Below are 25,755 nucleotides of genomic sequence, written 5' to 3'. Positions count from 1 at the left end.
TAACTTAGCCACGCTTAGGGCATTTGGATACTTTACAATCCTTAACATAATTGTGTTTTACAGCGCCTACCTACTTATCGCCGGAAAAAACCTAAAACCCTATCAGGGATTGAAACTAATTGCTGGAATTGTGGGGGCGAAATGGTACTTGCCGGAAAAAACCTAAAACCCTATCAGGGATTGAAACTAAAATAGAAATTGCTGAATCAAGTGTTATTGGCTGGGCCGGAAAAAACCTAAAACCCTATCAGGGATTGAAACCTTTGAGCTTGTTGTCGGCGTTCTCGGCTAGTTGAAGCCGGAAAAAACCTAAAACCCTATCAGGGATTGAAACACAGACGACGAACCGCCAGACCCGGATGATTTCGCCGGAAAAAACCTAAAACCCTATCAGGGATTGAAACGCAAGATACAAAGCCAAATTAATGAACGCGGCGCCGGAAAAAACCTAAAACCCTATCAGGGATTGAAACGGACGATTCAGGGTTGAGCCTCGACTACGTAAAGGCCGGAAAAAACCTAAAACCCTATCAGGGATTGAAACCTATCAGCCCTGGATTAGCAGCCAACATTGACAGAAGCCGGAAAAAACCTAAAACCCTATCAGGGATTGAAACTTTATAAAAATTAAAGAAAAACGATTTACTTTAAGCCGGAAAAAACCTATTTCCCCATCTAGGGCTTGAAACGTCCAAACTACAAAATTATTGGCTCAAAAATAGACTTCTCCTTTTTCTTTTTATCTCCTCCCATAACCTCAAGCAATCGATCGACTACACGCCTCCAAGTAAAATTTTCAGCCACAAAAGCCGGGCCCGCAACCCTCGCTTTCGCAGCGATTCCAGGCTGTTCGATCGCCCTTTGCATCAAATCAGTCAAATGTTCCCACTCAGGAGCTAAGATATATAAGGTTTCCCCGTCACTCACCACAGCCGTAAATTTACTCTCAATCCGCTGTGCAAAGTTCGATCGCGTAAAATCATCTGTAGGGCCGCCCGCAGTGCAAATAACTGGCAAACCGCAAGCTGCAGCTTCCAACACCGGCAGATTAAAACCTTCTGCCAAATAGGGAGAAACATAAGCATCTGCTGCTTGGTAAAACTCTGCTATTTGAGCAAAAGATAGCTGGCTACCAGTATAAATTAATCTTGGTAAAACCCTTGCTCTTTCGGCATCGTTGAGCACAACTCGGCAGGCTTCCGCAATCTCGTCTCTCGACGGATAAAGCAGTTCAGAACCTTTTAAAACTAATCTCGCATCTGGATATTTGTCAACTACCGCAGCGAAGGCTTTTAATAAAGGGCGAATACCTTTGCGATCAGTTTGTCCTCCGATATTTAAAAATATAAAATAGTTTGACCAGCCGAAGCTTTCGCGCAGTGATTGACGCCGATCGCCCGCAGCAGGATAATAAATCTTAGGATCGACACCCAAAGGTACGACGGCAATGCGATCAGCCTCCACACCGCTGCGAATTAAGCCAGCTTTTGACCAAGCTGAAGGTGTAATAATTTTCGTTTCTGAGTTAACGGGGGTTTCGGCGATCGACTTAACACCCATCGCCTGTAATACTGAACGGGTAATAATCCCCCATTCTGTGGCTGCAAATACCCAAGTTTGAGCGCTGTGGGAGGCCGAGAAGTTCCACGGGCAGTACATTCGCAGGGTAACATCGGCGGACTGATTTACTCCAGGGCTCTTAATGCTGCGAAGTAATGTTTCATTTGGGCGATCGAACAAACTAATTTTCGTCTCCCAAGCCGCGTCAATGTAGGGCATATCGCGGTGGAAAAGATCAATTTTTCCTCGCGGGCGAGCGAGCATTTCCAGCAGTTGAAATTGATTGGCTACGCAATAGGAATGATAAATAAAACGCCAGCCTTCAACAATAATCTGCAATTCAAAACTCCCGCTTTTGGAATTAAAAATTTAACTAATAATCAGAAATTGGTAATTAGCAAATAGCAAGCAGAAATTACCAATTACTAATTACCAATTCCTTACTTAATCACTTGCCAATCCATAATCCGCCACTGTCCCTCTTGGCGGATCAAGTCGTAGCGCACCCGCAGGTTTTCATTGCGCGAAGAAACGAGTTGAGAACGATCGAACACTTCGGCTTTTTCCCCAACTTGGGCTTCTACTTGGGCGCGATCGGGATTAGTCGGATTCGTCTTAACTCCATTAACTTCCAGCTTGTGTACATAACGCTGGTGCGCGTTGTTTCGCTGTTGAGCTTCTGCCATCAATTGCCAGCGAGACAAAGCCGGTTCTGTCAGAACTTGCTTTAATTCTTCAACAGCGTGATTGGGGCCCAAAGCCGCTGCTTTCGCCGACAGCCAGCTTTGAACTATTTGTCCGGCTGATTCCTCAGTGATTTCTCCCGACACTGCGCCTGCAGCGCTCGGCTCTGGGGCCGCCGCCAAGGCAGGGATTTCTAGGGGCGGTTCTTCCAGGCGGACTAGGGCTTGCTCTCCTTGGAGGGATGGGCCCGATAGGGCTTGCATCGCGCTAGCCAACAGACTGAGTATTAACCACAGGAGTAACAGGCTCAGGACACCTGCGACTAGAAACAAAGCCAGCCTGTTTGGAGGCATAGACTTGACTTGGGCGGTAAGTTCTGCTGCCTTGGTGCGCGCCCGATCGACCAAATCGCCCTTTAGCCCATTGCCGCTTGCTCCGCTGTGCCCTGAATGTTGGCGTCTGCGATGTTTGGAAGTCGATTCTGCTGGGTGTGGCACTGTAGCTATCGGGATAGAGACGGGGGCAACAGCGCTCGGCGCGCCCACCGTTGTCGGGGATTTCGCCCCCGAGGCTGCGCTGGAAGCGTCGCCCGGTACGGGGGTCAAGGTGACGGTACTGGCTCCCTGCTTGGCTGTGGGTGGCTGTGGGGGTATGGCAGCGGGTGATCTGCCTGCTGCTGGTTGCAGTCGCGCCGGGGGCTTGCCCGAGCGGGGCTGCACAACTACCCATTCGTTGGCGGTTTCGGCGTCTTGTGGCAAAGCTTCTAGGTAAGCTTGTACTTTCGGGTCAGCAAAGTAGTCTTTCAAGGACACTGACTCGTTGGCCAAGTCGCGGAAGTGGGGAAACACTTCTTCTTGTAGCCAGTGTTCGGCGTACAAGCACAGTCCGGGCAACAAATCGGGTGAATCTTGGGAATGTTCGCGAATGAAGGCCAGGGGTTCTTTTTCCGAACTGAGTTCGAGGGATCGGCTGGCTTCTTCTGTCTGGCCCAGCAGCAGGGAACAGACGGCTTTTTCCAGGTGAACGTCTTGGCGGCGACCGAGCTGCATCAGCATCAGCTTGGCCCGACGGATCATCGATGGCTGTCTGGCGGCAAATCCTTGGGCTAACAGGGTGTAGACCGAGAGGTAAGTGGCGACTGCGGAGGGGCGGCCGGCTTCGGCTTCAAATAGGGCCTGCTGCTCGCTGCTGGTTAGGTGTTTACGCATTTGCTGCACGAACCGGAGGAAGTCTTCTATTCCTAAACCCGATCGATCGTCTCCCGAACCGTCGATACCGCCTCGTTCTTGAAGCATTTCTCGCAGGATTTGCAGTCCCCGGCGACGCTCGGCGACTTTTTCTTCGGGGAGTGATAATAGCTCTAAAATGTTGTACGGACGGAGTTTGTATATGTCGGCTTGCATTTCACCCCTCACGCTTGCAAATAGGCTTTCGCGCAGCAGCAATTCTTGACCTGCTTCTAATGATCTTGCGGCATTTTCGTACTGACCTTGCTGCCACTGTTCGCGGCCGAGTTCTAGACAGGCAAGGCTGACGGTTAAAACTATATCTGGCCTCACGAGCTGAGGGTCGCCGAAACGACCTTCTGCGATCGCGATGCTGCCATTGTTAAGATACGGGCGACCCAGCTTCTGTACGAGTTCGTATTCCCCCAGTTCTTGCAGTATGAGCAGGGCTCCTACGAATTGGTTGTCATCGATTTCAATACTTGGAGTGTGGGGGTCGGGAGCAGCCTCTAAAGCCTTGGACTCTGGCGGAGCGGTTTCTCCTGCGTCTTGCAGGAAGGTGGCCGTGCCTGCTGAGGTTTTTGACCTCTGGTGCTTGGCTTCCTGTGCGGCTTCCGACTCTCGATCGTAAGTTTTGGCTAAAAAACTGGCATCGTAAGCTTTGCGCCCCTCTGAGTCTGACAGAACGGCGCAGGCTTCATCGAGCAGTTGTTTGCGGGCGACGATCGCAACTTCGGAATACTCCCTGCGCGGAAGCTGTAAAGTTCGATCGCGGTGAGCCTGCTGCAACTGTTCGGCAGTAGCTTGAATCGGTAGACCCAAAATCCGGTAGTAATCTAGTGGAATTAACACTGTCCACTTCCCCAAAGCGCTAGCAACTGAATTAGCCTATCTTAAGTGACATACTCCCGCAAACCAAATCAAAAATTCTGGTGTTGGCTTCCAACCGCCCCATTCACGGTATGTTGGACTTGCCGTAGAGATCCTCTGATTTTTTTCCCTCTACAGCGTTTTACAGTGAGGAAAATGCAAAGGCCCACTGCCCGTCAGCTAAATGAGTGGTTTGACTCTTGAGCATTTTCGGGTTTGAGAGTAATGGAATTATATCATTCGTTTGCATCGGGTTTAGAGGGGAGTTGGTTCTCCGACTCCGGGCAATCCGCCCCGCCTGCCAAACTCATTTTAACAATTGGTGAACTGCTGCGGAGCAAAGGTGCGATCGTTTTGTGCTGCGGTTGTGTCCCATCTGGGTTTAAATTTAGATGTCTAGGAAGCCGATCGTCGGGTATTAATTATTTATGGTTCAGGAACGGACTTTACCAGTTTTTGACGCGCAAAGCGTAACCATTTCTCGGGATGAGGGCTTGATGCTCTACGAGGATATGGTCTTGGGGCGCTATTTTGAGGACAAGTGTGCTGAGATGTACTACCGGGGCAAAATGTTTGGTTTTGTCCACTTGTACAACGGTCAGGAAGCTGTCTCTACTGGCGTGATTCGATCGATGCGCCGGGATGACACTGATTACGTCAGCAGCACCTACCGCGATCACGTTCACGCTTTGAGCGCGGGCGTCCCGGCGCGGGAGGTAATGGCGGAGTTGTTCGGGAAGGAAACTGGTTGCTCGAAGGGCCGCGGCGGTTCGATGCACATGTTTTCGGCCGAACACCGATTGTTGGGAGGTTATGCTTTTGTGGCTGAGGGGATTCCTGTAGCTACGGGGGCGGCTTTTCAATCGAAGTACCGCCGCGAAGCTTTGGGGGATGAGAATTCTGATGGCGTAACTGCTTGTTTTTTTGGCGACGGTGCTGCCAATAACGGTCAGTTTTTTGAATGTTTGAATATGGCGGCTTTGTGGAAGTTGCCGATTATTTATGTTGTGGAAAACAACAAATGGGCGATCGGGATGGCCCACGAGCGAGCTACTTCTGATCCGCTGATTTACAAGAAAGCTCATGCTTTTGGCATGGCTGGTTTTGAGGTTGACGGGATGGATGTTTTGGCGGTGCGGGAAGTGGCCAAGGAAGCTGTGGCGCGGGCGCGGGCCGGCGAGGGGCCGACTTTGATTGAGGCTTTGACTTATCGCTTTCGCGGGCATTCTTTGGCAGATCCTGATGAGTTGCGTTCTAAGGAAGAGAAGGAATATTGGTTCCCCCGCGATCCGATTAAGAAGTTGGCTGCTGATTTGATCGATCGAACTTTGGCAACTGCTGAAGAATTGAAAGAGATCGATAATAAAATTCAAGCAGTAATTGATGATGCAGTCGATTTTGCTGAGAAAAGCGCTGAGCCAGATCCTAGCGAATTGTATCGGTTTATCTATGCTGAAGATGAGTAATCTTTAGAGATATTTTGCCTGCGGTTGCAGCCTACAGGTTAACACCTGTGGCTGCACGAATTCAAAGCTAGAATCAAAGGTAGACTTTATAGACGAAAAGAGGCGATATGATAAATCGCGATCGCGATATAACTCAAGCCAGCAAAAATATGGGTGCAGTTCGAGTCAAAGTCAAGCTAACCAATGCCATTGATGAAGAGTTAGTCAAGAGAGGATTGCTCAATCCAAATCTGTTGCGCGTGTACGAAGCAGAAGCACTCATAGATAGTGGTGCAGTACGCACAGCTATTCCTGTAGAAGTTTGCGAACACCTCGGCTTAAGAATTCGGAGTCAAGAAATAGCAAAATATGCCGATGGCAGACAAGAAACAGTGGGATTAACAGGGCCTGTTATTATTGAAATAGAAGGGCGCGAGACAATTGAGGCGGCAATGGTTTTAGGCGATATGGTGCTAATCGGTCAAACTGTGTTAGAAACTTTAGATTTGCTAGTAGATTGCAAAAATCAGCGTCTAGTTCCCAATCCCGAAAATCCCGAAAGACCTGTATTGAGAGTTTAATACTCAATCCAGCTTAAATACCTCCTTGATTTATTCTGTTCGAGTGCCGCGATCGGCATGATGCCAGCCTTTTTAATCAGCACGTATTCCAAGGTTTACGAAAACTTTTAGTCGTAGAGCCATTCTTCAAACTCATCTTTACAGCGCCAAGCATCAAAACAGGTAAAAGGTTCCCAAAACCAACGCAAGACTTACAATAAAATTAGGCGTTGCTTAATCTGGGTATGAAAAAAATAAGTTGAAAATTCCCAAGCTTTGTGGATACTGGTTTCTATGGCTGGCATACTTAGCCTTTCATACCGTAAATCAGCAACGCCAAAATTTGATGTAGATCAGCTTAAAAAATCGCCAATAAGTCTCTAATAATTGTACATAAATTTTCCACTTACCTAGCAAAAAAATTTGGAAAATGTAAGTTATATATCCCTCTTTCATAATTTTTAGTTTTTCATAAAAATTCCTAAATATCAATAGAATCATAGGCGCACAGCAGCAATTGCGCCCAGACTTTTGCAAGAGGTCTAATATATACGCCAACAGTATCTCCCCGCTTTGAAAGGAAAACATTGTTCCGATACTCTATATAGGATTTAGCTGCTATAACTTGCATGGGTTTATTTTGATATAACTATTGCCAGCCCTTGTTATACCCCGAAATCAACATTCAAATACTCATACTATATCTGCAAGTTTTGCCTAAACTCCTCTAGGGTTGGCGTTGGTTTAATGCGATGAATCATACTATGGCAATTTGAGCATAGCACAGTAAAATCCTTAAGCGGATCTAGTTGAATCTTTGCCCCGCTCAAGTTGGAAATTGGAACATTATGATGAGCTTCTATGTATCCTCTGCCTATTTCTCCGTATCGAGACTCGAAATCAAAACCGCACGCTTTGCACTCAGATCCTTGCAACTGCTTAACTTTTTTAGATAACGTCTGATTTCGTTCTGTTACTCGATGAAGTCTATACTTTGTCGGATCTTCAAACCATTCTTTTTCTGGTTCCTTGTTCTTAGCCTCCTTCTTCAAAGAAACCTCCTTGAACAAATCAGAATCCGCCTCCTCCTTCAAAGAAACCTCCTCAAACAGGGAGAAGTAAATTTCAAGCATTTTCCTAACATCGCCTACCAGCTCCTTGTCGTCAGGAAGTGATTCGCTTGAATAAAACTTCGATGCTATGTTTCCTGCTTCATACGCAATTCCAAGCCTTCTAGAAGTAGTTTCCTTGGGGATCGAATCAAGCTGAAGATCGAGAGGTTCTGAAAATTCTCTGAGCTTGTCAGAACCAAGCTTATCTTTAAATAGTTGTGCTTGATCCCTTACCATGTCCCTCGACTTCTTAAGTCCGAACTTCTTTCTTTTATCTGCTATTCCTTGATTGAGAGAAAGATAAACGCCAGAGAAGTCCGCGCGAAATAAATAAACACAGTAAAACCCCGACTGGACACTCTCAGTTACAAGCTTGTTAAATATTGCTATCCAAGGAACTTTAGCCCAAGAACCATTACCTGCTGAAGCTTTTACGCTATAGATTTCTGGTAATTCCAATGAAGCACTTATTGATTTTGGCACTACATTTCTGACATAACTAGCAAAGGAATGTCCCTCGAAGTTGTCCTTACTGACCAATGGATAGTCCAAAATGATTTTTTCAAGGGACTCTCTAAGCGCCATAACCCATAATTAATGTTGCATCTTCAATTTAATTATCGTGGCTCACCAGCAGCTTTCAAATATTAACCCTGCTGATAACCCAGAGGTATAAGCCTTAATTATAGTGGAACTGCGGTATAACATTTTATACTACCAGATGTTAACTGCAGCAAACAACCGTAAGATTAGCAGATCGCGCATCATGTATATTGCCCCAAATACAGCGCTGCCCCCAACCCGGAAATCTCCCTTGCAGAAAGTACCACAAACGTGATACGGTAGAACCTTGTGTCCAAATAACACCAGTCCATGCCAAAACTCAAAACTCGCAAAGCAGCCGCAAAGCGCTTTAGAGCGACCGGCAGCGGTAAGATTGTGCGCCGCAAAGCTTACAAAAGCCACTTGCTACAGCACAAAAGTTCAGCTCGCAAAAGCCGTCTCTCTAAGCTGGTCGTCATCGACGAGACCAACGATGCTAACGTGCGGTTAATGCTTCCATACTTGTAAAGTTTAACGGAAATTAAAGATGACACGGGTAAAACGCGGTAATGTCGCCAGAGCGCGCCGCAAAAAAATTCTCAAATTAGCCAAGGGTTTCCGAGGCGCACAGTCGAAACAGTTCCGCACAGCTAACCAACGGGTGATGCAAGCCCTGCGTAACGGTTATCGCGATCGCAAAAAACGCAAACGCGATTTCCGTCGCCTGTGGATTGCTCGGATCAATGCCGCATCGCGCCAGCACGGCACGAGCTACAGCAGACTGATCGGGAACATGAAAAAAGCCAACATCGAAATCAACCGCAAAATGCTGGCACAAATGGCGATTATTGACCCTGCAACATTCGGTAAAGTCGTGGAAATGGCTAATCGAGCCGGAGCCTGAAAGTTAGGTTACTTTTCAGAATGCACAAAGCAGAAGTAAGAAAGATTTAACTGTCTGCCAGAGAAGGAAAACTCCTGATGAATTTAGGAGGTTGAGAGCAACTTTCCTTCTTTGTTCTTACTTCTGGGCTGTTGCTTTTTCAGAAATCGCGATCGGGCCGGTCGATCGCTATTTCCTTGTTTTTTATACAGTTGCAGAGGCAAATCTTAGAGATTGCTAGCGCATTAAAATAAATAAAACCTTCCACAGACCTACCTAAATTTAAGAAAAACATGGATAGTAATTTACTCATTGTTTACTTGTCAGTCCTGCTCGCTATACTCGGCAGCACTTCATGGTTTGTGGTGCGCCAAATTCTCAAAACTCGGAAGCTGGAAATGTCTCTGGAACGCTTAGAAAATAAGCTGACAGTAGAAAAAGGAACAGCACAGGAATACTACGAATTAGGAAGTATCTATCTAGATAAGAAGCTTTACTCCCAGGCGATCGTACTGTTTCAAAAAGCCCTGAAAGCCAAAGACTTAGAAGGCGAAGAAAATCAAGCTGTTATTTACAACGCCCTCGGTTTTGCACACTTTGGCCAAGAACAGTACGACATCGCAATCCGCCACTACAAAGAAGCCCTGAAGTTGCAGCCCGAATACGTTACATCTCTCAATAATCTGGGTCACGCCTACGAGCGCAAGAAATTAACAGCTCAAGCCTTGGAAATGTACGAACAAGCTCTCGCCTGCCATCCAGACAATACCACGGCAAAACAGCGAGTAGAGTCCCTCCGGAAGCGTTTGGTAATCTATAATTGAGCGCCCTTGTTAGAGCAATAGAGATCCCGCAAACCTGGTTTCATTCAGAAACCGGGTTTTTTCTTAACATAGTCCAAGATACTAAACTATCCCACACATTAATGCGTTAGTTTTTAAGAACTGGAATTCCGAGTGAAGCTCGATCACACACCGTCCCAGCACTTTAAATTACTGTCAAGATAAAAGCAGTACCTGCAACGCCGGTCAGTCCTAAACAATAGAAGGAGGAGAACGTAGTGACATCAATTCTCGTTGTCGAAGATTCGTGGTTGACTCGCAGGGTAATCTGCAAAATCTTGCGAGCAGAAGGATACGAGACTTGGGAAGCATCCAGCGGCCCAGAAGCTCTAGAACAGCTCGGCACTAAAACCCCAAACTGTATGCTCTTAGATCTGCTGATGCCAGAAATGGAAGGTCGAGAAGTCCTGCAAGCGATGCGCGATCGAGGATATAAAATTCCAGTGATCGTAATTACCGCAGACATCCAAGCAAGCACCCGCTCCGAGTGCATGGAACTCGGAGCCCTGGCAGTCATTCACAAAATGCCCAACTCAGATGAACTGATCGGGTGGATCAAAAAAGCTCTCAGTGTCAGCGAGGAGAGCACCCAATGAAATTAAGCACTCGACAGCTCGATGCTTTGCAGGAACTCGTCAACATCGGTATCGGTCAAGCCGCAGGGGTTTTGAACGACATGATCGACTCCCCGATTCGCTTGCAAATCCCCTATCTTCAAATACTGACTCCCATTGACGTGGAAGAAGAGTTAGAGCAGCACCTCAACGGCGAGCAAATCGCCGCTGTCCAGCTCAAATTCACAGGCTCCTTTGGAGGCATTGCCCAGCTAGTCTTTCCCACCAACAGCGCTGCCCTGCTGGTGACAATGCTTACAGGGGAAGAAGTTGGAACTCACGATCTTGATTCAGTCAAAATTGGTACGCTGAGTGAAGTGGGAAATATTGTAATTAATGGGGTCATGGGTGCAATCAGCAACGTACTTCAGCAGCGCCTGAACTACTCAATTCCCACTTATAGCGAAGGGACGATTGCTAGTTTGCTGGTATCTGGCGGTTTAGCTACTGATACAGTTGTTTTATTAGCTCAGACCAGTTTCATGATTGAAAGGCTTCACATTGAAGGAGATATCATTCTTATTTTCAATGTTAATTCCTTTGACACCTTGTTGACTGCTATCAATCAACTTGCCGGGGGTCTATGATTGAGGAGAGCAAAAGTATAAAGGAAAAGTTTGGGGTTCTCGACAGCGTACCAGTCGGCGCCTGCTTGCTGCAAGATGATTTTGTGGTGCTGTTTTGGAACACTTGTCTAGAAGAGTGGACTAAAATTCCCCGCAGCCAAATATTGGGAACAAAGATCACAACCCATTTTCCTCACCTGAGTCAGTTAAAGTACGCCACTCGCTTCAAGCAAATCTTTGCAGGAGGCCCGCCAACAATTTTTTCTTCTCAAATTCACAAACACCTGATTCCGGCAACTTGGCAAGACGGCCAGCAGCGAATTCAGCAAACTACTGTGACTGCTGTGCCGGCCCTAGAGGCTGGCATAGAAGAACAGGAGATTAGAGACTGGGTTCTCCATACTCTTGAGTTGGCATCAGACGGTACAGTCGGAGTCGGATCACCAAGAAGTGCTTTTTTGTCTAGGGAATCTGCACCCTCAGTTTCGTCATCGATATGGCCGGGCATCAATTCCCCATCGTTCTACGCGCTGCTGGTGATTCAAGACGTGACTGACCTCACCCACCGCATCCAAGCTTACCGCACAATGCGGGATCAAGCTTTGGAAGAAGTGCAAGTGCGTCAGCGGGTGGAGGAAGAATTGCGATCGAGCCAGCATTTCATCCAGCAGATTGCTGACGCGGCGCCTTATTTGCTCTACATCTACGATTTGACCCAACAGCGAAACGTCTACGTCAACGGTCAAGCTTCTAAATTGCTGGGCTACACTCCCCAAGAAATTTTACAGATGCAAACTGCTTTGTACTCCAGTTTGGTGTACCCAGAAGATTTGCCGAGGCTCAAAGCCCACCAGCAAAAATTTCCCTCGACCCAAGACGGGCATATTTTGGAGTTGGAATATCGCCTCAAACATCGATCGGGCGAATGGCGCTGGTTTCGCTGCCGCGACCAAGTTTTCGCCCGCACCGCCGACGGCTGCCCCAAACAAATTTTCGGTACCGCTCAAGATATCACCGAGTACAAGCGGGCAGAAGAGGCGCTGCGGCAGCAGAATGAACGAGAACTGCTGATGGCGACGATTACTCAGCACATCCGCCAGTCTCTGGATTTGGGCGAAGTGCTCCGCACGACAGTGACAGAAGTGCGTCAGTTCCTTCAGGCTGATCGAGTGATGATCGTGCGCTTTAACCCCTGTACCGGCAGTCTCTGCGCTGGCCCGGCGACGGGGGCGGTGACAGTGGAATCTGTAGCTCCCAACTGCCAGCCGATGTTGGGGGAAACCCTGGAAAATTTCTGTTTTGACCAGTTCTATCTCGAAGCGTACCAACATCGATCGATCCGACCGATAGGCGATGTTTTGGCCGCGGATTTGCCACAATATCAAATTGACTTGCTCGCACAATTCGCGGTGAGAGCTTATTTGGTAGTGCCTTTAGTGCAAGGAGACGATTTGTGGGGGCTGCTGATGGCCCACCAGTGCAGTCCCCGGCAGTGGATGCAGTTGGAAGTAGAGTTGCTGTCTTCTCTGGCCACCCAGTTGGCGATCGCTATCAAGCAAGCAGAACTCTACCAGCAGTTGCAAGCCGCCAACCTCAAGTTAGAGCGCTTGGCAACTTTAGACGAACTCACACAGCTAGCAAACCGCCGCCGGTTTGATCAGTATTTAGAAATGGAGTGGCGCAGACAAGCCCGGGAACAAACGCCCATGTCCCTAATTCTGTGCGATATTGATTCTTTTAAAAGTTACAACGATACTTACGGGCATCAAGGCGGAGACGAATGTTTGCGACAAGTCGCCGGGGCGATCGGCAATGCAGTCAATCGCCCCGCCGATTTAGTAGCTCGCTACGGAGGCGAAGAATTTGCCGTTATTTTGCCAAATACCGCGATTCAAGGCGCCGTGATGGTAGCCAAACACATACAGCTCAAAATCGCAGCTTTGCAGGTTCCTCACGCTGGTTCTCAAGTGAGCCCATACGTCACTCTCAGTCTTGGCGTAGCAAGTATTGTTCCTGCATCTGAATCGGGAGCCGAAATTCTGATTGCCACAGCCGACCAAGCGCTGTATCAAGCTAAACGACTTGGGCGCGATCGTATCCAACTATACCAGCCTGATCCTGCTGGCAAGCCAAATGGCACAGGCACTTCGATACTTCCTGTAGATTTTTCTATACCTAACACTAATTTACCCTCTCCCACCAGCGCTTGAGGAATTGCCATATTTGTGGATTCCTAGTAGTTATACCATTCCGCAAAAAAAATGCCCCTGTCAGCGCGTGAGCCACACCCTGATATAGCGATCGCAAATCATTCGTAAATTAATTAGGGCTTGCTGAATATATTGATCGCATATTACGTGGGCTGGGTTAAGAGAGCGTGCGATCGAGAGTCATCGCCGTGAAAAACAGGTAAAATAGATCAAAAGCCGTGCATCACCATCTGCGAAAGTGTACAGAAAAGCTGAGCTTGCTCCCCTCCCACCCTTAGACTTTGAACGAGCCAACGGCTCTAAATTGTCTGCGGACAACCGTTGGGTAAAAATGGCCCTAATAGTCCCGTGGTCTGAATTTGAAACAGAATATGCCCAAAACTTCCCCACAGAAAAGGGTGCACCAGCCAAATCCTTTCGGATGGCATTGGGGGCATTAATTATTAAAGAAAAACTGGGAATTAGCGATCGGGAAACAGTAGAACAAATTCGGGAAAACCCGTATCTACAATACTTCATCGGTCTATCAAGCTACAGCAATGAACTCGCATTTGACCCATCACTATTAGTACATTTTCGGCAACGAATCAGTCCCAACCTAATTAATAAAGTGAACGAACGCATGGTTGAAAAAATGCGAGAAATCACGCCTGTCAAACCCGAAAAAAAAAAGGATTCGGACGCCAAAAATGAGTCCCCCAATCGCGGTCAACTAATTATAGATGCAACCTGCGCCCCAGCAGACATTAGTTATCCGACCGACTTAGGACTCTTAAACGGAGCCAGAGTTCATACAGAAAAAATCATAGATATCCTGTATAAACAAATCAAAGAAAAAACCCCTAAAAAACCAAGAACCTACCGTAATCTAGCAAGAAAAGACTACTTAGCAGTAGCGAAACAAAGACGACCCACCCAAAACAAAAGAAGACAGGCAATTAAAAAACAACTTCAATATATCAAAAGAAACTTAGCTCATATTGAACAGCTAATTGATGCGGGTGCGAGCCTACAAGGTCTGAATAAAAAGCAATATAAAACCTTGCTAGTCCTCACAGAAGTCGCTCGCCAACAGCAATGGTTATTTGACAACAATAAACAGAGTATTGAGGATAGAATAGTAAGTTTAAGCCAACCCCACATCCGTCCGATAGTCAGAGGAAAAGCCGGAAAAAGCGTAGAGTTTGGAGCCAAACTATCAGCCAGATGCTTTGAAGGGTATGTATTCTTAGACCGGATGAGCTGGGATAATTTCAACGAATCAGGGGACTTAAAAGCACTCTTTAGAAGCATATCATAGGTTCACAGGATATTATCCCAAGTCCGTTCATGCAGATCGCATTTACCGTACAAGAGAAAACCGAGCATGGTGTAAAGAAAGAGGCATTAGAATTAGTGGGCCACCTCTAGGAAGACCCCCAGCAAATGTGAGTAAAGCAAAAAAGAAGCAAGCTAAAGAAGATGAAAGAATTAGAAATGCAATAGAGGGAAAGTTTGGGCAAGGGAAAAGAAGATTCGGTCTCAATAGAGTGATGGCTAAACTTGATAATACCTCTGGTACGGTTATTGCAATTACTTTTTTGGTTATGAACCTTGCTACCTGGTGGCGCCGGGTTTTTTGTTTGTTTTTCTGTCTATTTGGAAACAGAACACCTGTTTTTAGGTATCGAGTCCCCCCAATTATAATTGGGGGGACTCGATACCTAAAAAACTTATCTTTAACTGAGCTTTGAGATATCGTGAGCTCCTGCTCTTGGGTGGCGATCGATTATTCAGCAAACCCTAAATAGATCGAGTATTCCAGGTACAGCAAGGGGTCTGGCGCTCAAAAATCCCAGTTTAAATGCAAAACAGCTTATCTACGGGTTCCTGCACCGGCTTGCCTTCAATATGAGCCATGAGCTCTTCCATCGTAAAGCCTGCTCTTATCGCAATCTGAGTCAAATTTTTCGTATCTGGAAGTACCTGCCCCTTTTCCCAATACAAGACAGAAGCAGCAGAAACTCCCAACAGCTTGCCAAAAGCAGTCATACTCATCGAGCCGCGCGCTAATTTAACAACCTCACTCAGTTTTTTCTTAGCTTCTGCGTCAACAAAATCTGCCACGAGATAACCACAATTCCTAGTTTACTTGTGTACCAACAAATTTACCTGTCTTGCTTGACAGGAGAAGATTTAGCCGATAGTATTTTAATTTTATTGAAAACTTTAATTTTATTGAAAATTGATTTGGGAGAAATAGTAATGATCAAGAGACGCACTCAAAAAACTCACAAGCCCAGCCATACACGCCAGAGCCTTACAGCCTCCGGTTGGCTCAAACCCAAATGCTGGCAAATCTCCAAAATAGAAGCTGCCGAAGCTCTGAGAATGCCCGTCAATCGCCTAGTAAAAGTCTACACCAAACAACATCAAGTAATAGTCCTTTACCTGAACAAGAAAGGACAAAAATGCAGCTCCTTTTTCAGCTACAGACTATTTGCCCGATGGCAACAAGAGGCGATCGCAGCAATTGCCAGTTGTCAAAACCAGCCAATCCTAGCACCCCTAGAAGTCATTGTACAATACGATCTCGAACATTTCAAATATCCAGTGGCGATCGGCGACGCAATTTGGGAGCCTCTACTCAACCATATCTCCCGCGTAACAAGGGAACTGAGGCTGAGCAAACAATGCGCCTAGCCCCCCATCACTCCATCAATTAGTAGAAGCAGCCAACTCAGCCAAACGTTCCTGCTGATCCTGAGATATGCAAGTTTGAATAATCCCCTCAATATCCCCTTCCAAAACACTATTGAGCGAGAAATTCTCCCCCAAACGGTGGTCCGTAGCCCGATTGTCCTTATAGTTGTAAGTGCGAATCTTCTCCGATCGCGAACCAGTACCAACCTGAGCCAAACGGCGCGACTTCACCTCATCCTGCTGCTCCCGCAACTTCATCTCGTAGAGCTTAGCCCGCAAAATCTGCATCGCCCGCTCCTTATTCTGCAACTGACTGCGCTCCTCAGTACAGAAAATCCGAATTCCCGTCGGCTTGTGAAACAAATCTGCAGCAGTTTCCACCTTGTTCACGTTTTGACCGCCAGCGCCGCCCGATCGAGCCGTGCTCATCTCAATATCCTTCGGATCGATGTGAATCTCCACATCATCAACCTCTGGCATCACAGCCACCGTCGCCGTCGAAGTATGCACCCGGCCGCCAGCCTCAGTCACAGGCACCCGCTGCACCCGGTGTACCCCAGCCTCAAACTTCAGCTTGCTGTAAACGCTGTCGCCTGTAACTTCCAGAATCACTTCTTTAAACCCGCCCATTTCCGCCAGCGACTCGCTCACCAACTTCACCTGCCAGCCTTGAGTTTGAGCGTAACGGGAATACAGCCGCAGCAAATCTCCAGCCCAAATACTAGCCTCATCTCCACCAGTACCCGCCCGAATTTCCAGCATAATATTCTTGTCATCGTTCGGGTCGCGGGGGAGCAGCAAAACCTTCAAACGACTTTCTAAACTCTCCAGCTTCGCCTCAAGTTCCTGAACTTCCAGCGCAGCCATTTCTTGCATATCTCGATCGCCCGCGGCTTCCTTGAGAACCTGTCGCGCGCCCACCAAATCTTCCTGAGTGGTTTTCCACAGAGCAAAAGTATCGACCACTTCCTCCAAGGACGATCGAGCTTTCGCTACCCGTTGAAACTCTTGATTGTCCCTAGCGACATCCGGGTCAGCCATGCGGCGAGTCAACTCATTAAAAGTTTGCTCTACCGACTTCAATTTATCCAGCAAATAAGATTCAGCCATTGTCAGTTGTCCTTTGTCAATCGATTTTAGATTTTAGATTTTAGATTTTAGATTTTAGATTTGAAGAACAGTTGGGATAGAATCTCGATCGAACTCAACTGCCTGCATAGCAAGTCTTCAATCTAAACTCTCCAATCCGAGGGCGGATCGATTTTAGATTTTAGATTTTAGATTTTAGATTTTAGAACTCAAGAGCAGTCAGGATAGAATGTCGATAGAGTAGAGATCGATCGAACTCAACTGCCTCCATAGAAAGTCTTCCATCTAAAATCTAAAACCCGAGGGCGGTAAGTTGTCAGTAGAAAGAACTACTCTCAACAAACTGCGGACAAATGACAATCCGGCTACTTCTTCTTTTTGCCTTTACCAGCAGCCTTAGAAGCATCTGCTTTCGGCTCTTCCATTTTCAGCGGTCCAGAGGAAGCATCTGCCTTCGGCATTTCTACCTCGCTCATGCCGTATTTCCGCATAAAGCGTTCCACACGACCTTCAGTATCAATAATCTTCTGAGTGCCAGTATAAAAAGGATGATTTCCCGACCAGACATCAACTTGAAGCTTTGGTCTAGTGGAACCAACAGTCATTACCAGTTCCCCGTTGCAATAAACCTGAGATTCGGGATACCACTCAGGGTGAATGCCATCTTTTGCCATTGTTTTTTACTCTCTAATTTTTGACTTTACAACCATTTTAGCTGCCGCAGGACTTCTAAACCAACAACAGCACCAATTTTGTCTTATACCTTTTGGAACCAGGAATCAGGAATCGGAAATAGACTTGAAAAAAAGGCAGATAAAATCTCAATGATTTTTGCCTTTTCTTTCTTCCTTCTTCCTTCTTCCTTTTTCCTTCTTCCCTCAATCCGTTGCCGAACTTTCATGACATCCGTTACATCCGTTAAAAAATCCGTTGCCGAACTTTCATTACATCCGTTACATCCGTTAAAAAATCCGTTGCCGAACCTTGATTACCGCTTCGAGTATTGAGGAGCTTTGCGAGCTTTCCGCAAACCGTACTTTTTCCTTTCTTTAGCCCGCGGGTCGCGAGTCAAATAGCCCTCAGTCTTCAGAGGCTTGCGGTTGTCCGGGTCTAACTGGCACAGCGCTCTAGCGACACCCAAGCGAATTGAATCAGCTTGGCCTGTCAACCCGCCACCTTCAACTTTCACCAAAATATCGTACTCATTTTCCAGACCCAAAGTTTCCAGAGGAGCCTTAGCGAGGGCCAAATAAGTAGGGTTGAATTGCAGGTACAAATCCCCCTCTTTACCATTGACAGTCAGTATGCCAGTGCCGGGAACCAAGCGCACCCTCGCTACTGAACATTTGCGGCGACCGGTACCCCAGTACACAGCGCGGCCGGTATCTGTTGCTTGCATTACTCATTTCCTCCCGGAATCGTGTGAACAATTAATTCTTCTGGTTTTTGAGCTTGGTGGGGGTGGTTGGGGCCAGCGTACACCTTGAGTTTAGTAAACAGTTGTCTGCCCAGAGAAGTGTGAGGCAGCATTCCTCGTATAGCTTCTTCGACAATTCTTTCGGGCAAACGTGCTTGCAATTTGGCAAAAGTTTCTGTTTTCATGCCGCCCGGTCTTCCAGAATGGCGGCGGTAGATTTTCTGGGTTCGTTTTTTGCCAGTAACAGCGATTTTGTCAGCATTGATGACTATTACGAAGTCGCCGGTATCCATAGAAGGAGTGTATGTCGGTTTGTGTTTCCCCCGGAGGTACATGGCAACTTCAGTTGCCAGACGGCCCAGCCGCTGGTCGGCGGCATCGACCACGTACCACTTGTGCTCTAGGGAGTCTTGAGTAGGGACGTAAGTTTTGTTCATTGTTTGTTGTTAGTTGTCTATTAACTGTTAACTGTTGTTAGTTGTCAGTTGTCAGTTGTCAGTTGTCAGTTGTCAGTTTTTAATTGTTAGTTGTCCTTAGTTTTTTATTAGTAGTTACCTAATGACTAATGACTAATGACTAATGACTAATGACTAATGACTAATTTTGGCTGAGTGTCGTACCAGACCTCTGGGGGAAAGGGAAATTCTGAATAGCCAACCCGCAGCAGGCACAAACCTTGAGCGGGAGCGGCATATTTTACCATTTCTCGGCGTTCGTTGACCCAGATATCTGTGAAATTGTCGATCGGCCTTTCCCCGCGACCCACCTGCACCAGCAACCCCACCAGCAGCCGCATCATCCCGTACAGAAACCCGCTCGCCTGAACCTCAATATAGATAAGAGGCCCAGAACGGTGACACTCTGCCGCTTGTACATCCACCCAGGAATGGGGGCGGGCTGAGCCCGCGCGGTGGAAAGCAGCCAGGTGATGCCGCCCGATGAGCGGTGTCAAAGCTGTCTGAATCTTTGATTCATCCACAGGGGCGTGGTAGCAGTGCCAAGCAAAAGGACGCACAAACAAATTAGGAGTCGGATCTGTATAAAGGGTGTAGCGATAGCGCCGCCAACTGGCTGAGAACCGAGCGTGCCAGGTAGGTTCCACCTTTGCCGAAGCTCGAATTAAAATATCTTTTGCCAGTCGAGAGTTGAGAACGCTTGCCCAGCGGTGAGCCGGAATTGGGCCGTGGGCATCAAAATGCGCTACTTGAGCAGCAGCGTGAACTCCCGCATCGGTTCTCCCAGCAGCGTGCAGCGTTACCGGGCGTTCCAGAACAGTCGATATTGCTGTTTCAATTTCTTCTTGTACTGTACGCTGGTTCGGCTGTCGCTGCCAACCGTGAAAGTTAGTGCCGAGGTATTGGATCACCAAAGCAACGCGCTGTATCGATTGGGGATTTTCGATTGGGGATTTTCGATTGTCAGTCATAAATCACAAATCTCCAACCCAAAATGGAATTAAACCAGTTCAACGATCGCCATTTCGGAATTGTCTCCTTGACGGGGGACAGTTCGCACGACGCGGGTGTAGCCGCCGTTGCGCGAGCCGTACCGTTCTTGGGCTGCTTCAAACAAGGCGTGTACTAACTGTTTGTCGTAGATAAAGCCCATAGCTTGCCGGCGAGCGGCCAATGAGCCATCTTTTGCCAGGGTAATCATTCTGTCCGCCTCTGGGCGCAGCGCTTTGGCGCGGGCGAGAGTGGTAGTAATTTTACCGTGGCGGATTAATTCGGTGGTCAGCGAGCGCAGCAGGGCGCGGCGCTGGTCAGCCGGTTTGTTGAGTTGGGGAACGCGACAGCGGTGACGCATAGCAGTTGGTAATTGGTAATTGGTAATTGGGTGCCGGGATAGTCCGCGAGTTTTGAGCGGTGATTTCTTTAACTTAAAAACTCACCTACTTAAAATTCAGAACTTTTTTACCCGTTACCCGTTGATTAACTTTTAGCTGATTTTTCCTGTGGCAAGGTAATGCCCAAGCGTTTTTGTAAAGCTTCAATCACTTCTTCGGCAGACTTCTGCCCGAAGTTCTTGATCTCGAGCAAGTCTTCTTGGGTATAATCCAATAAGTCTGCGACTGAGTTGATCTGAGCCCGCTTGAGACAGTTGTAAGCCCGGACGGACAACTGCAATTCTTCGATCGGAATTTGGCTGGTAGGATCGGCTTCACCTGGATACTCTGGTTTGAGAGAATCTTGGGTGATGTCTTTGAGAGGTGCAAATAAATCTACCAGGATGTGGGCAGATTGACTCAAAGCTTCTTGAGGCGTCACGCTGCCATCAGTCCAGATTTCCATAATCAGCCGGTCTTTCTCGACCGTGCCGCCTACCCTAGCATCTTCAACGCTGTAGTTGACTCTGCGAATCGGCATAAAGATAGCGTCAATTTGGAGAAAATCCAAAGCCGACCCATCATCGCGACTGCGGTCTACTGCTCGGTATCCGATGCCTTTTTCAATTCTGAATTCCATTTCCAGAACTGAGCCGGGCGAGAGAGTTGCAATGTACTGGGAGCGATCGATCAATTCCACCTCTGAGGGCAAATCGAATCTATCGGCCGTAACTGTGACCGGCCCCTCAATCCGCAACCTGCCGATTTGCGGCTGCTGAGAATGAGTTTTGAGGACCACCTCTTTCATGTTCAGGAGAATTTCTAGAACATCCTCACGTACCCCTTCGATCGTGGCAAACTCGTGATTGACGCCCGCGATTCGGACTGAAGTTACTGCCGTTCCTTCCAAATTTGACAGCAGAACTCGCCGAAGCGCATTCCCAACAGTTGTTCCTTGACCGCGATCGAGCGGTTCCAGGACAAATTTTCCGTACTGACTGCGGTCTTTGTCAGTGTTAGACTCTATACATTCAATTTGAAACTGCGCCACGGAGTGACCTCCCTTTTCCACTTTGGATTTTTGATTTTGGATTTTAGATTGCAGAGCATACCCCTGAACGGATTTCGGATTTTGGATGGACGGGGCAACAGTTAGAACCATTAGTTTTTGACTTTAAGCAGTTAGCCATTATCCAAAATCTAAAATCTAAAATCTCAAATCGTTTTAGACTCTACGCCGCTTGGGAGGGCGACAGCCGTTGTGAGGAATTGGGGTAACATCTCTAATCAGGGTGATTTCCAGTCCCGCCCCTTGCAGCGCCCGGATTGCAGTTTCTCTACCTGCTCCGGGCCCGCTCACCATTACTTCTATTTGGCGCATTCCTTGGTCGTTGGCTCTGCGGGCAGCACTTTCTGCTGCTGTTTGAGCGGCAAAGGGAGTTCCCTTCTTAGCTCCTTTAAAACCGCTGGAACCTGCCGATGCCCAGGATATCACTTCGCCGTTGAGGTCGGTAATAGTTACAATCGTGTTGTTAAAGGTAGACTGGATGTAGCCTACCCCATTGGGTACATTCCGTTTCTGCTTTTTTGCACCAGATTTCTTGCCTGTTTGTGGTCGCGCCATATTAGTCTCTTTAACGTTTCTCTCAACTAATGTCCCGAAGCGCTAGGAGCCAGCAGCCCCCAGCGTATTTTTCCAAAAAAGATGTTACTTCTTGGAAGGTGCCTTTTTCTTGCCCGCAACTGTTCGGCGGACGCCACGACGGGTTCTGGCATTGGTACGGGTTCGTTGTCCCCGCACCGGCAGACCCAAACGGTGACGCCGACCGCGATAAGTTCCGATGTCCATCAGGCGCTTGATGTTCATTGACTCCCAGCGCCGGAGGTCTCCTTCGATTTGGTATGTGGTTTCTACATGAGCCCGCAGAGCTGTCACGTCGGCCTCTGTTAAATCCTTGACGCGAGTGTCAGGATTTACGCCTGTTGCAGCGATAATTTTTTGGGCCCGCGACAAGCCTATTCCGTAAATGTATGTCAGACCTATTTCGACGCGCTTATCGCGTGGAAGGTCTACCCCGGCAATCCGTGCCACACTTTTTGTCTCCCTAGTTTTCCTGTTTGGCTACAATGTTCAATTAGGATGCACCTGCGTGCAGTGCCCAATCTTCGTTTTTTCTAACCTTGGCGCTGTTTGTGTTTCGGGTTAGTGCATATCACCATCACTCGACCGCGACGGCGGATGACGCGACATTTCTCACAAATTTTTTTGACAGATGCTCGAACTTTCATCTTTCTTCCTGCCTGGAGAACCCCGCTCTACCGGAGAGCAGGCACGCTGGGACTGCCCGTAGAGCGGTGGGAGGAGAGGCTGGGCAAGGTGTAGGCCTCTCCTCGATTAAATTGTATAAAGTGCGGGTTGTTTCATGAAGGAGCCCGCTTGCACCCACTCCCATTGCTGGGTAAAGTTCGCCTGCGCCAGAGTGTTGGCGAGCGATACTTTTACGGTGTAACAATGACTTAACCCGGTACACCGGTAGGTTGTTGACGCCCTTCTCGGCAACACTACAAACGTAGCATTATAGCATAAATTTGAAGCTTTTTACCAAATTCTCTCTAAATTAAACTTAGAATTCGTTTTTAGAAAGTTTTATCTAAGCCTATTTTTTCCGAAGGCGATAAGTAATCCTGCCTTTGGTCAAGTCATAGGGAGTCAATTCGACTTTGACGCGATCGCCAGGCAGAATTTTGATGTAGTTGCGGCGGATCTTGCCGGAAATGTGAGCCAGCACGTTAAACCCATTATCTAGGTCAACGCGAAACATCGCATTGGGCAGGGATTCCGTCACTGTCCCTTCCATTTCAATTAAATCTTGCTTAGACAATTTGGTATTTACCTCAACTCTACATTTGATTAACTAGGAGTGTCCCGGCGTTGGCCTCCAAACCTATTTACTGGTAGGAGTCAAACGGGAGCGGGGGGCAATAATTAGGGCGACTCGATAGACTTTAATACTCAACCAACCGCTTGTTTTAGCTTTACTTGAGTAAAGTTGTGGCAATTAGTATCGAGTTCAATCCGGTCTCTAGCAACCCTCACAAAACCTGATAGCACAAAAAGCTCCTAGTTAACATATCTTAGCAAAAGCTTGTGAGTAACAAGCTGTATTGAGAGGGTTCAAGAGTCGATCGAGAGAGCTTGCTGCAGTTCAGCAGTGACTAATTCCATTGCTCGATCGCCATCAACCGCAACTAACTGTTGACGGCCGCTGTAAAAATCAATCAAAGGCTCAGTTTGCTCGCGATAAACTTGCAACCGACGGCGGATCGTCTCCTCATTGTCATCCTGCCGGCCCCGCGACAGCAGGCGAGACACCAAAATGTCGTCAGGCACGTCGAGATTAACAGCTTTGAGACCACATTTGGGGTTCGATGTACTCTCCTCGGCACCGCTAAGCTTGTGCAGCAGTTTGTCTAAAAAAGTTGCCTGGGCGACAGTGCGGGGAAAGCCGTCGAGAATCCAGCCCGCATTCGCGTCCGGTTCATTCAAGCGTTCCTGCACGATATCCATCAGCAATTGGTCGGGAACCAACTCACCCCTATCCATGTAAGATTGCGCCTTTAGGCCCAAGGCAGTTTTCGCCACCACACAGGCGCGCAGGATTTCGCCCGTAGAAATGTGGGGTATTTTCCAGAGAGCGGCTAATATCTGAGCCTGAGTTCCCTTTCCCGCCCCAGGAGGTCCCATGAAAATAAATTGCATTACGATTACTTCACCATTCCTTCATATCGCTGGGAGATGACGTAAGTTTGAATTTGCTTAGCAGTTTCGATCGCCACACCTACTAAAATCAGTAGGGAAGTTGCGCCAAAACCTCTAAAAGTTTGCACACCGATCGCGCTTTCTACAGCAGTTGGTACAATAGCCACCAGACCTAGAAAAATCGCTCCCAAGAAAGTCAAACGGTTCAAAACCTTCTCCACATAATCACTCGTTTTCTGACCCGGACGAATTCCAGGAATGCTAGCGCCCATTTTCTTCAAGTTCTGAGACATATCTACGGGGTTGACAATCAACGAAGCGTAGAAATAGCTGAAGAACAGAATCAAAGTTAGATAAAACAGCGCGTAAGCCCAAGGGGCAGGGCCGTTCGGACTCAAAACATTAGCAACTTGAACCAAAAACGGGTTATTGAGAGACTGAGCGAGGAAAGAAGGCACAATCAACACCGAAGATGCAAAAATAATCGGCATCACTCCGCCTTGATTCAAGCGCAGGGGCAGATAACTCCGGCTCTCCCGATAAACTTTGCGGCCGACTTGGCGACGGGCCGAAATAATCGGAATGCGGCGAGTACCTTCCTGAACAAAAACAATCCCGACAATCGTTACCAAAAAGACCAGCAGCAGAACGACTACGCGGCCGACAACTTGCGTGTCCCCACTTTGAGCCAATTCAAAAGTTTGTCCCAAAGAGCGCGGCAATACCGACACAATATTGATAAAAATCAGCAGCGACGCTCCGTTCCCGATACCTCGTTCCGTCACCACTTCCGATATCCACATCACAAACATTGAGCCGGCTGTCAGAGCCAAAGCAGTTTGTGCTATGAATAAAGGCGATGGAGACTGAGCAAAAGGGCTGACCCAAATCGCAATGCCAATACTTTGCAGAATTGCCCAGCCCAAAGAAACGTAGCGAGTAATTTGAGAAATTTTGCGTCGCCCCGCTTCTCCTTCATTTTTCTGCAAGTCTTCTAAGCTTGGCAGAGCCGCAGTTAGAAGTTGCACAATAATTGAAGCATTAATGTAGGGCAAAATCCCCAACGCGAAAATCCCCAACGCTGACAAGCCGCCTCCTGAGAACAAGTCCAGAAAGCCAATTAAAGGGCTATTTTGGACGTTTTGGGCAAAGGCGACTCGATCGATGCCGGGGACTGGCAAGTGGACACCCAGGCGTACTAAAATCAGTAAGCCAACGGTTACGAGGATGCGGCCTCGTAAACCAGCAGCTTGAGCCATCTGCATGAACGTCTCTTGTGCAGTTGGCGCTTTCTCTCTACTAACGTCCATAGTTACGATTTTGGATTTTAGATTTGGGATTTTCGACTAAATCATTTTCTGATAGCAAGCTTGAGGATTTGAGATTTGGACAGACTCTCAAACCTCAAATCTTCACGCAACTAATTCACAACTTCCGCCTGCAGCTTCAATTTTGGTGCGAGCACCTGCGGTAAAAGCCGAGGCGCGCACTTGCAAAGGTACATTCAGTTCACCATCTCCTAAGATTTTCAGCGGCCCGTCGTCTGTGGTGACAATTTTTGCTTGGATCAAAGAGGTGAGAGTAACTTCGGTGTTTGCTGGCAGCGATGCTAATTTACTTACATTAATGGTAGTGTACTCTTTCCGGTTCACTAGAGGGAAGCTTTTCAACTTGGGGAGACGGCGGTAGAGAGGATTTTGACCTCCTTCAAAACCGGGTCTAGTGCCGCTACCGGCTCTAGATTTTTGACCGCGCATCCCTTTGCCGGAGCTCGCGCCTTGACCGGCAGAAATACCTCTGCCCAAGCGTCGGGGGCGCTTTTGGGAGCCTGCTTTGGGTCGGGCGTCTTGCAATCTCATAGTTTTAG

At 47.7% G+C, this 25,755-nt stretch carries 27 protein-coding genes, 1 pseudogene and 1 CRISPR repeat array; of the genes and pseudogenes, 10 read left to right on the top strand and 18 right to left on the bottom strand.

Annotation, left to right across the window (positions count from 1 at the left end):
- Positions 1-79 precede the first annotated feature (79 nt).
- Positions 80-617: direct repeats of the CRISPR family, unit length 37 nt; unit sequence GCCGGAAAAAACCTAAAACCCTATCAGGGATTGAAAC.
- A gap of 79 nt (positions 618-696) precedes the next feature.
- Together QUA25_RS16555 and QUA25_RS16550 are read right to left on the bottom strand one after the other, a co-directional pair.
- The gene (locus QUA25_RS16555; RefSeq protein WP_333039657.1) at positions 697-1,899 is read right to left on the bottom strand and encodes a glycosyltransferase family 4 protein; all 1,203 of its coding nucleotides are present in this window, start codon (positions 1,897-1,899) and stop codon (positions 697-699) included.
- A gap of 101 nt (positions 1,900-2,000) precedes the next feature.
- A complete protein-coding gene (locus QUA25_RS16550; protein ID WP_333039654.1) occupies positions 2,001-4,322 on the bottom strand; it encodes an IMS domain-containing protein in 2,322 nt (773 codons plus the stop codon).
- Between the two features lie 446 nt (positions 4,323-4,768).
- Here QUA25_RS16550 and pdhA point away from each other — a divergent pair, with 446 nt between their 5' ends.
- Together pdhA and QUA25_RS16540 are read left to right on the top strand one after the other, a co-directional pair.
- Complete coding sequence (gene pdhA / locus QUA25_RS16545) at positions 4,769-5,806, top strand: pyruvate dehydrogenase (acetyl-transferring) E1 component subunit alpha (protein ID WP_333039652.1); 1,038 nt, start codon at positions 4,769-4,771, stop codon at positions 5,804-5,806.
- A 107-nt stretch (positions 5,807-5,913) separates the two neighbouring features.
- Positions 5,914-6,366: a clan AA aspartic protease gene (locus QUA25_RS16540; RefSeq protein ID WP_333039651.1), complete on the top strand. Its 453-nt coding sequence runs from the start codon at positions 5,914-5,916 to the stop codon at positions 6,364-6,366.
- A gap of 677 nt (positions 6,367-7,043) precedes the next feature.
- Here QUA25_RS16540 and QUA25_RS16535 read toward each other — a convergent pair.
- A complete protein-coding gene (locus tag QUA25_RS16535; RefSeq protein WP_333039649.1) occupies positions 7,044-8,042 on the bottom strand; it encodes an MrcB family domain-containing protein in 999 nt (332 codons plus the stop codon).
- Positions 8,043-8,330: 288 nt separating this feature from the next.
- Here QUA25_RS16535 and rpmI point away from each other — a divergent pair, with 288 nt between their 5' ends.
- The 7 genes and pseudogenes from rpmI to QUA25_RS16500 all read left to right on the top strand — a co-directional run bounded on the left by rpmI (position 8,331) and on the right by QUA25_RS16500 (position 14,841).
- A complete protein-coding gene (rpmI, locus tag QUA25_RS16530) occupies positions 8,331-8,528 on the top strand; it encodes a 50S ribosomal protein L35 (protein WP_006634164.1) in 198 nt (65 codons plus the stop codon).
- A gap of 19 nt (positions 8,529-8,547) precedes the next feature.
- Complete coding sequence (gene rplT, locus QUA25_RS16525) at positions 8,548-8,904, top strand: 50S ribosomal protein L20 (protein ID WP_006634165.1); 357 nt, start codon at positions 8,548-8,550, stop codon at positions 8,902-8,904.
- A 272-nt stretch (positions 8,905-9,176) separates the two neighbouring features.
- On the top strand, positions 9,177-9,707 hold the full coding sequence (locus QUA25_RS16520; RefSeq protein ID WP_333039646.1) for a tetratricopeptide repeat protein: 531 nt from the start codon (positions 9,177-9,179) through the stop codon (positions 9,705-9,707).
- A gap of 236 nt (positions 9,708-9,943) precedes the next feature.
- Entirely contained in the window at positions 9,944-10,321 is a 378-nt protein-coding gene (locus QUA25_RS16515) for a response regulator (protein ID WP_333039645.1), read from the top strand.
- Entirely contained in the window at positions 10,318-10,926 is a 609-nt protein-coding gene (locus tag QUA25_RS16510) for a chemotaxis protein CheC (protein ID WP_333039643.1), read from the top strand. Before QUA25_RS16515 ends, QUA25_RS16510 begins: the two co-directional genes overlap by 4 nt.
- Positions 10,923-13,115 carry a diguanylate cyclase domain-containing protein gene (locus QUA25_RS16505; RefSeq protein ID WP_333039642.1) on the top strand — a complete coding sequence of 731 codons (2,193 nt, stop codon included), beginning with the start codon at positions 10,923-10,925 and terminating at the stop codon, positions 13,113-13,115. Before QUA25_RS16510 ends, QUA25_RS16505 begins: the two co-directional genes overlap by 4 nt.
- A gap of 238 nt (positions 13,116-13,353) precedes the next feature.
- A pseudogene (locus tag QUA25_RS16500) lies at positions 13,354-14,841 on the top strand (IS5 family transposase).
- Positions 14,842-14,954: 113 nt separating this feature from the next.
- Here QUA25_RS16500 and QUA25_RS16495 read toward each other — a convergent pair.
- Entirely contained in the window at positions 14,955-15,221 is a 267-nt protein-coding gene (locus QUA25_RS16495; RefSeq protein ID WP_333039639.1) for a helix-turn-helix transcriptional regulator, read from the bottom strand.
- A 27-nt stretch (positions 15,222-15,248) separates the two neighbouring features.
- On the opposite strand from QUA25_RS16495, the gene QUA25_RS16490 reads away from it, so the two are divergent.
- Complete coding sequence (locus QUA25_RS16490) at positions 15,249-15,797, top strand: hypothetical protein (protein ID WP_333039638.1); 549 nt, start codon at positions 15,249-15,251, stop codon at positions 15,795-15,797.
- A gap of 15 nt (positions 15,798-15,812) precedes the next feature.
- Here the strand turns inward: QUA25_RS16490 and prfA are convergent, their stop codons facing one another.
- The 14 genes from prfA to rplO all read right to left on the bottom strand — a co-directional run bounded on the left by prfA (position 15,813) and on the right by rplO (position 25,747).
- The gene (gene prfA / locus QUA25_RS16485; RefSeq protein WP_333039635.1) at positions 15,813-16,907 is read right to left on the bottom strand and encodes a peptide chain release factor 1; all 1,095 of its coding nucleotides are present in this window, start codon (positions 16,905-16,907) and stop codon (positions 15,813-15,815) included.
- A gap of 344 nt (positions 16,908-17,251) precedes the next feature.
- On the bottom strand, positions 17,252-17,560 hold the full coding sequence (gene rpmE, locus QUA25_RS16480) for a 50S ribosomal protein L31 (protein WP_333039633.1): 309 nt from the start codon (positions 17,558-17,560) through the stop codon (positions 17,252-17,254).
- A gap of 314 nt (positions 17,561-17,874) precedes the next feature.
- Positions 17,875-18,285, bottom strand: coding sequence for a 30S ribosomal protein S9 (gene rpsI, locus QUA25_RS16475; RefSeq protein ID WP_106147490.1), 411 nt, complete (start codon positions 18,283-18,285; stop codon positions 17,875-17,877).
- Positions 18,285-18,740, bottom strand: coding sequence for a 50S ribosomal protein L13 (gene rplM, locus QUA25_RS16470; RefSeq protein WP_015178725.1), 456 nt, complete (start codon positions 18,738-18,740; stop codon positions 18,285-18,287). The genes rpsI and rplM overlap by 1 nt, the downstream gene beginning before the upstream one ends.
- Positions 18,741-18,886: 146 nt before the next feature.
- Positions 18,887-19,729: a tRNA pseudouridine(38-40) synthase TruA gene (gene truA / locus QUA25_RS16465; RefSeq protein WP_333039632.1), complete on the bottom strand. Its 843-nt coding sequence runs from the start codon at positions 19,727-19,729 to the stop codon at positions 18,887-18,889.
- Positions 19,730-19,758: 29 nt separating this feature from the next.
- The gene (gene rplQ, locus QUA25_RS16460) at positions 19,759-20,109 is read right to left on the bottom strand and encodes a 50S ribosomal protein L17 (RefSeq protein WP_190657966.1); all 351 of its coding nucleotides are present in this window, start codon (positions 20,107-20,109) and stop codon (positions 19,759-19,761) included.
- Positions 20,110-20,234: 125 nt separating this feature from the next.
- Entirely contained in the window at positions 20,235-21,179 is a 945-nt protein-coding gene (locus QUA25_RS16455) for a DNA-directed RNA polymerase subunit alpha (protein ID WP_332958426.1), read from the bottom strand.
- Positions 21,180-21,353: 174 nt separating this feature from the next.
- Positions 21,354-21,752: a 30S ribosomal protein S11 gene (rpsK, locus tag QUA25_RS16450; protein ID WP_332978136.1), complete on the bottom strand. Its 399-nt coding sequence runs from the start codon at positions 21,750-21,752 to the stop codon at positions 21,354-21,356.
- An 84-nt stretch (positions 21,753-21,836) separates the two neighbouring features.
- Entirely contained in the window at positions 21,837-22,220 is a 384-nt protein-coding gene (gene rpsM, locus QUA25_RS16445; RefSeq protein WP_006634981.1) for a 30S ribosomal protein S13, read from the bottom strand.
- A gap of 83 nt (positions 22,221-22,303) precedes the next feature.
- Positions 22,304-22,417, bottom strand: coding sequence for a 50S ribosomal protein L36 (gene rpmJ / locus QUA25_RS16440; RefSeq protein ID WP_015178722.1), 114 nt, complete (start codon positions 22,415-22,417; stop codon positions 22,304-22,306).
- Between the two features lie 368 nt (positions 22,418-22,785).
- A complete protein-coding gene (gene infA / locus QUA25_RS16435) occupies positions 22,786-23,010 on the bottom strand; it encodes a translation initiation factor IF-1 (RefSeq protein WP_006276978.1) in 225 nt (74 codons plus the stop codon).
- A 293-nt stretch (positions 23,011-23,303) separates the two neighbouring features.
- Positions 23,304-23,888 carry an adenylate kinase gene (locus tag QUA25_RS16430; protein WP_333039630.1) on the bottom strand — a complete coding sequence of 195 codons (585 nt, stop codon included), beginning with the start codon at positions 23,886-23,888 and terminating at the stop codon, positions 23,304-23,306.
- Between the two features lie 5 nt (positions 23,889-23,893).
- Positions 23,894-25,198, bottom strand: coding sequence for a preprotein translocase subunit SecY (gene secY / locus QUA25_RS16425; RefSeq protein WP_333039629.1), 1,305 nt, complete (start codon positions 25,196-25,198; stop codon positions 23,894-23,896).
- Between the two features lie 102 nt (positions 25,199-25,300).
- On the bottom strand, positions 25,301-25,747 hold the full coding sequence (gene rplO / locus QUA25_RS16420; RefSeq protein ID WP_006634984.1) for a 50S ribosomal protein L15: 447 nt from the start codon (positions 25,745-25,747) through the stop codon (positions 25,301-25,303).
- Positions 25,748-25,755: the final 8 nt, after the last annotated feature.

The organism is Microcoleus sp. Pol17C6 (assembly GCF_036701145.1).
Classification (GTDB): Bacteria; Cyanobacteriota; Cyanobacteriia; order Cyanobacteriales; family Microcoleaceae; genus Microcoleus.
Note: the sequence above shows the minus strand (reverse complement) of the source record. Positions and strands in the feature narration are given on the sequence as shown.

What these genes read in the sequence shown, in the direction of transcription:
- pdhA (WP_333039652.1), top strand. Translation starts at nt 4,769, where the DNA reads ATGGTTCAGGAACGGACTTTACCAGTTTTTGACGCGCAAAGCGTAACC.
- QUA25_RS16540 (WP_333039651.1), top strand. Translation starts at nt 5,914, where the DNA reads ATGATAAATCGCGATCGCGATATAACTCAAGCCAGCAAAAATATGGGT.
- QUA25_RS16535 (WP_333039649.1), bottom strand. Translation starts at nt 8,042, where the DNA reads ATGGCGCTTAGAGAGTCCCTTGAAAAAATCATTTTGGACTATCCATTG.
- rpmI (WP_006634164.1), top strand. Translation starts at nt 8,331, where the DNA reads ATGCCAAAACTCAAAACTCGCAAAGCAGCCGCAAAGCGCTTTAGAGCG.
- rplT (WP_006634165.1), top strand. Translation starts at nt 8,548, where the DNA reads ATGACACGGGTAAAACGCGGTAATGTCGCCAGAGCGCGCCGCAAAAAA.
- QUA25_RS16520 (WP_333039646.1), top strand. Translation starts at nt 9,177, where the DNA reads ATGGATAGTAATTTACTCATTGTTTACTTGTCAGTCCTGCTCGCTATA.
- QUA25_RS16510 (WP_333039643.1), top strand. Translation starts at nt 10,318, where the DNA reads ATGAAATTAAGCACTCGACAGCTCGATGCTTTGCAGGAACTCGTCAAC.
- QUA25_RS16505 (WP_333039642.1), top strand. Translation starts at nt 10,923, where the DNA reads ATGATTGAGGAGAGCAAAAGTATAAAGGAAAAGTTTGGGGTTCTCGAC.
- prfA (WP_333039635.1), bottom strand. Translation starts at nt 16,907, where the DNA reads ATGGCTGAATCTTATTTGCTGGATAAATTGAAGTCGGTAGAGCAAACT.
- rpmE (WP_333039633.1), bottom strand. Translation starts at nt 17,560, where the DNA reads ATGGCAAAAGATGGCATTCACCCTGAGTGGTATCCCGAATCTCAGGTT.
- rpsI (WP_106147490.1), bottom strand. Translation starts at nt 18,285, where the DNA reads ATGCAAGCAACAGATACCGGCCGCGCTGTGTACTGGGGTACCGGTCGC.
- rplM (WP_015178725.1), bottom strand. Translation starts at nt 18,740, where the DNA reads ATGAACAAAACTTACGTCCCTACTCAAGACTCCCTAGAGCACAAGTGG.
- truA (WP_333039632.1), bottom strand. Translation starts at nt 19,729, where the DNA reads ATGACTGACAATCGAAAATCCCCAATCGAAAATCCCCAATCGATACAG.
- rplQ (WP_190657966.1), bottom strand. Translation starts at nt 20,109, where the DNA reads ATGCGTCACCGCTGTCGCGTTCCCCAACTCAACAAACCGGCTGACCAG.
- rpsK (WP_332978136.1), bottom strand. Translation starts at nt 21,752, where the DNA reads ATGGCGCGACCACAAACAGGCAAGAAATCTGGTGCAAAAAAGCAGAAA.
- rpmJ (WP_015178722.1), bottom strand. Translation starts at nt 22,417, where the DNA reads ATGAAAGTTCGAGCATCTGTCAAAAAAATTTGTGAGAAATGTCGCGTC.
- QUA25_RS16430 (WP_333039630.1), bottom strand. Translation starts at nt 23,888, where the DNA reads ATGCAATTTATTTTCATGGGACCTCCTGGGGCGGGAAAGGGAACTCAG.
- secY (WP_333039629.1), bottom strand. Translation starts at nt 25,198, where the DNA reads ATGGACGTTAGTAGAGAGAAAGCGCCAACTGCACAAGAGACGTTCATG.
- rplO (WP_006634984.1), bottom strand. Translation starts at nt 25,747, where the DNA reads ATGAGATTGCAAGACGCCCGACCCAAAGCAGGCTCCCAAAAGCGCCCC.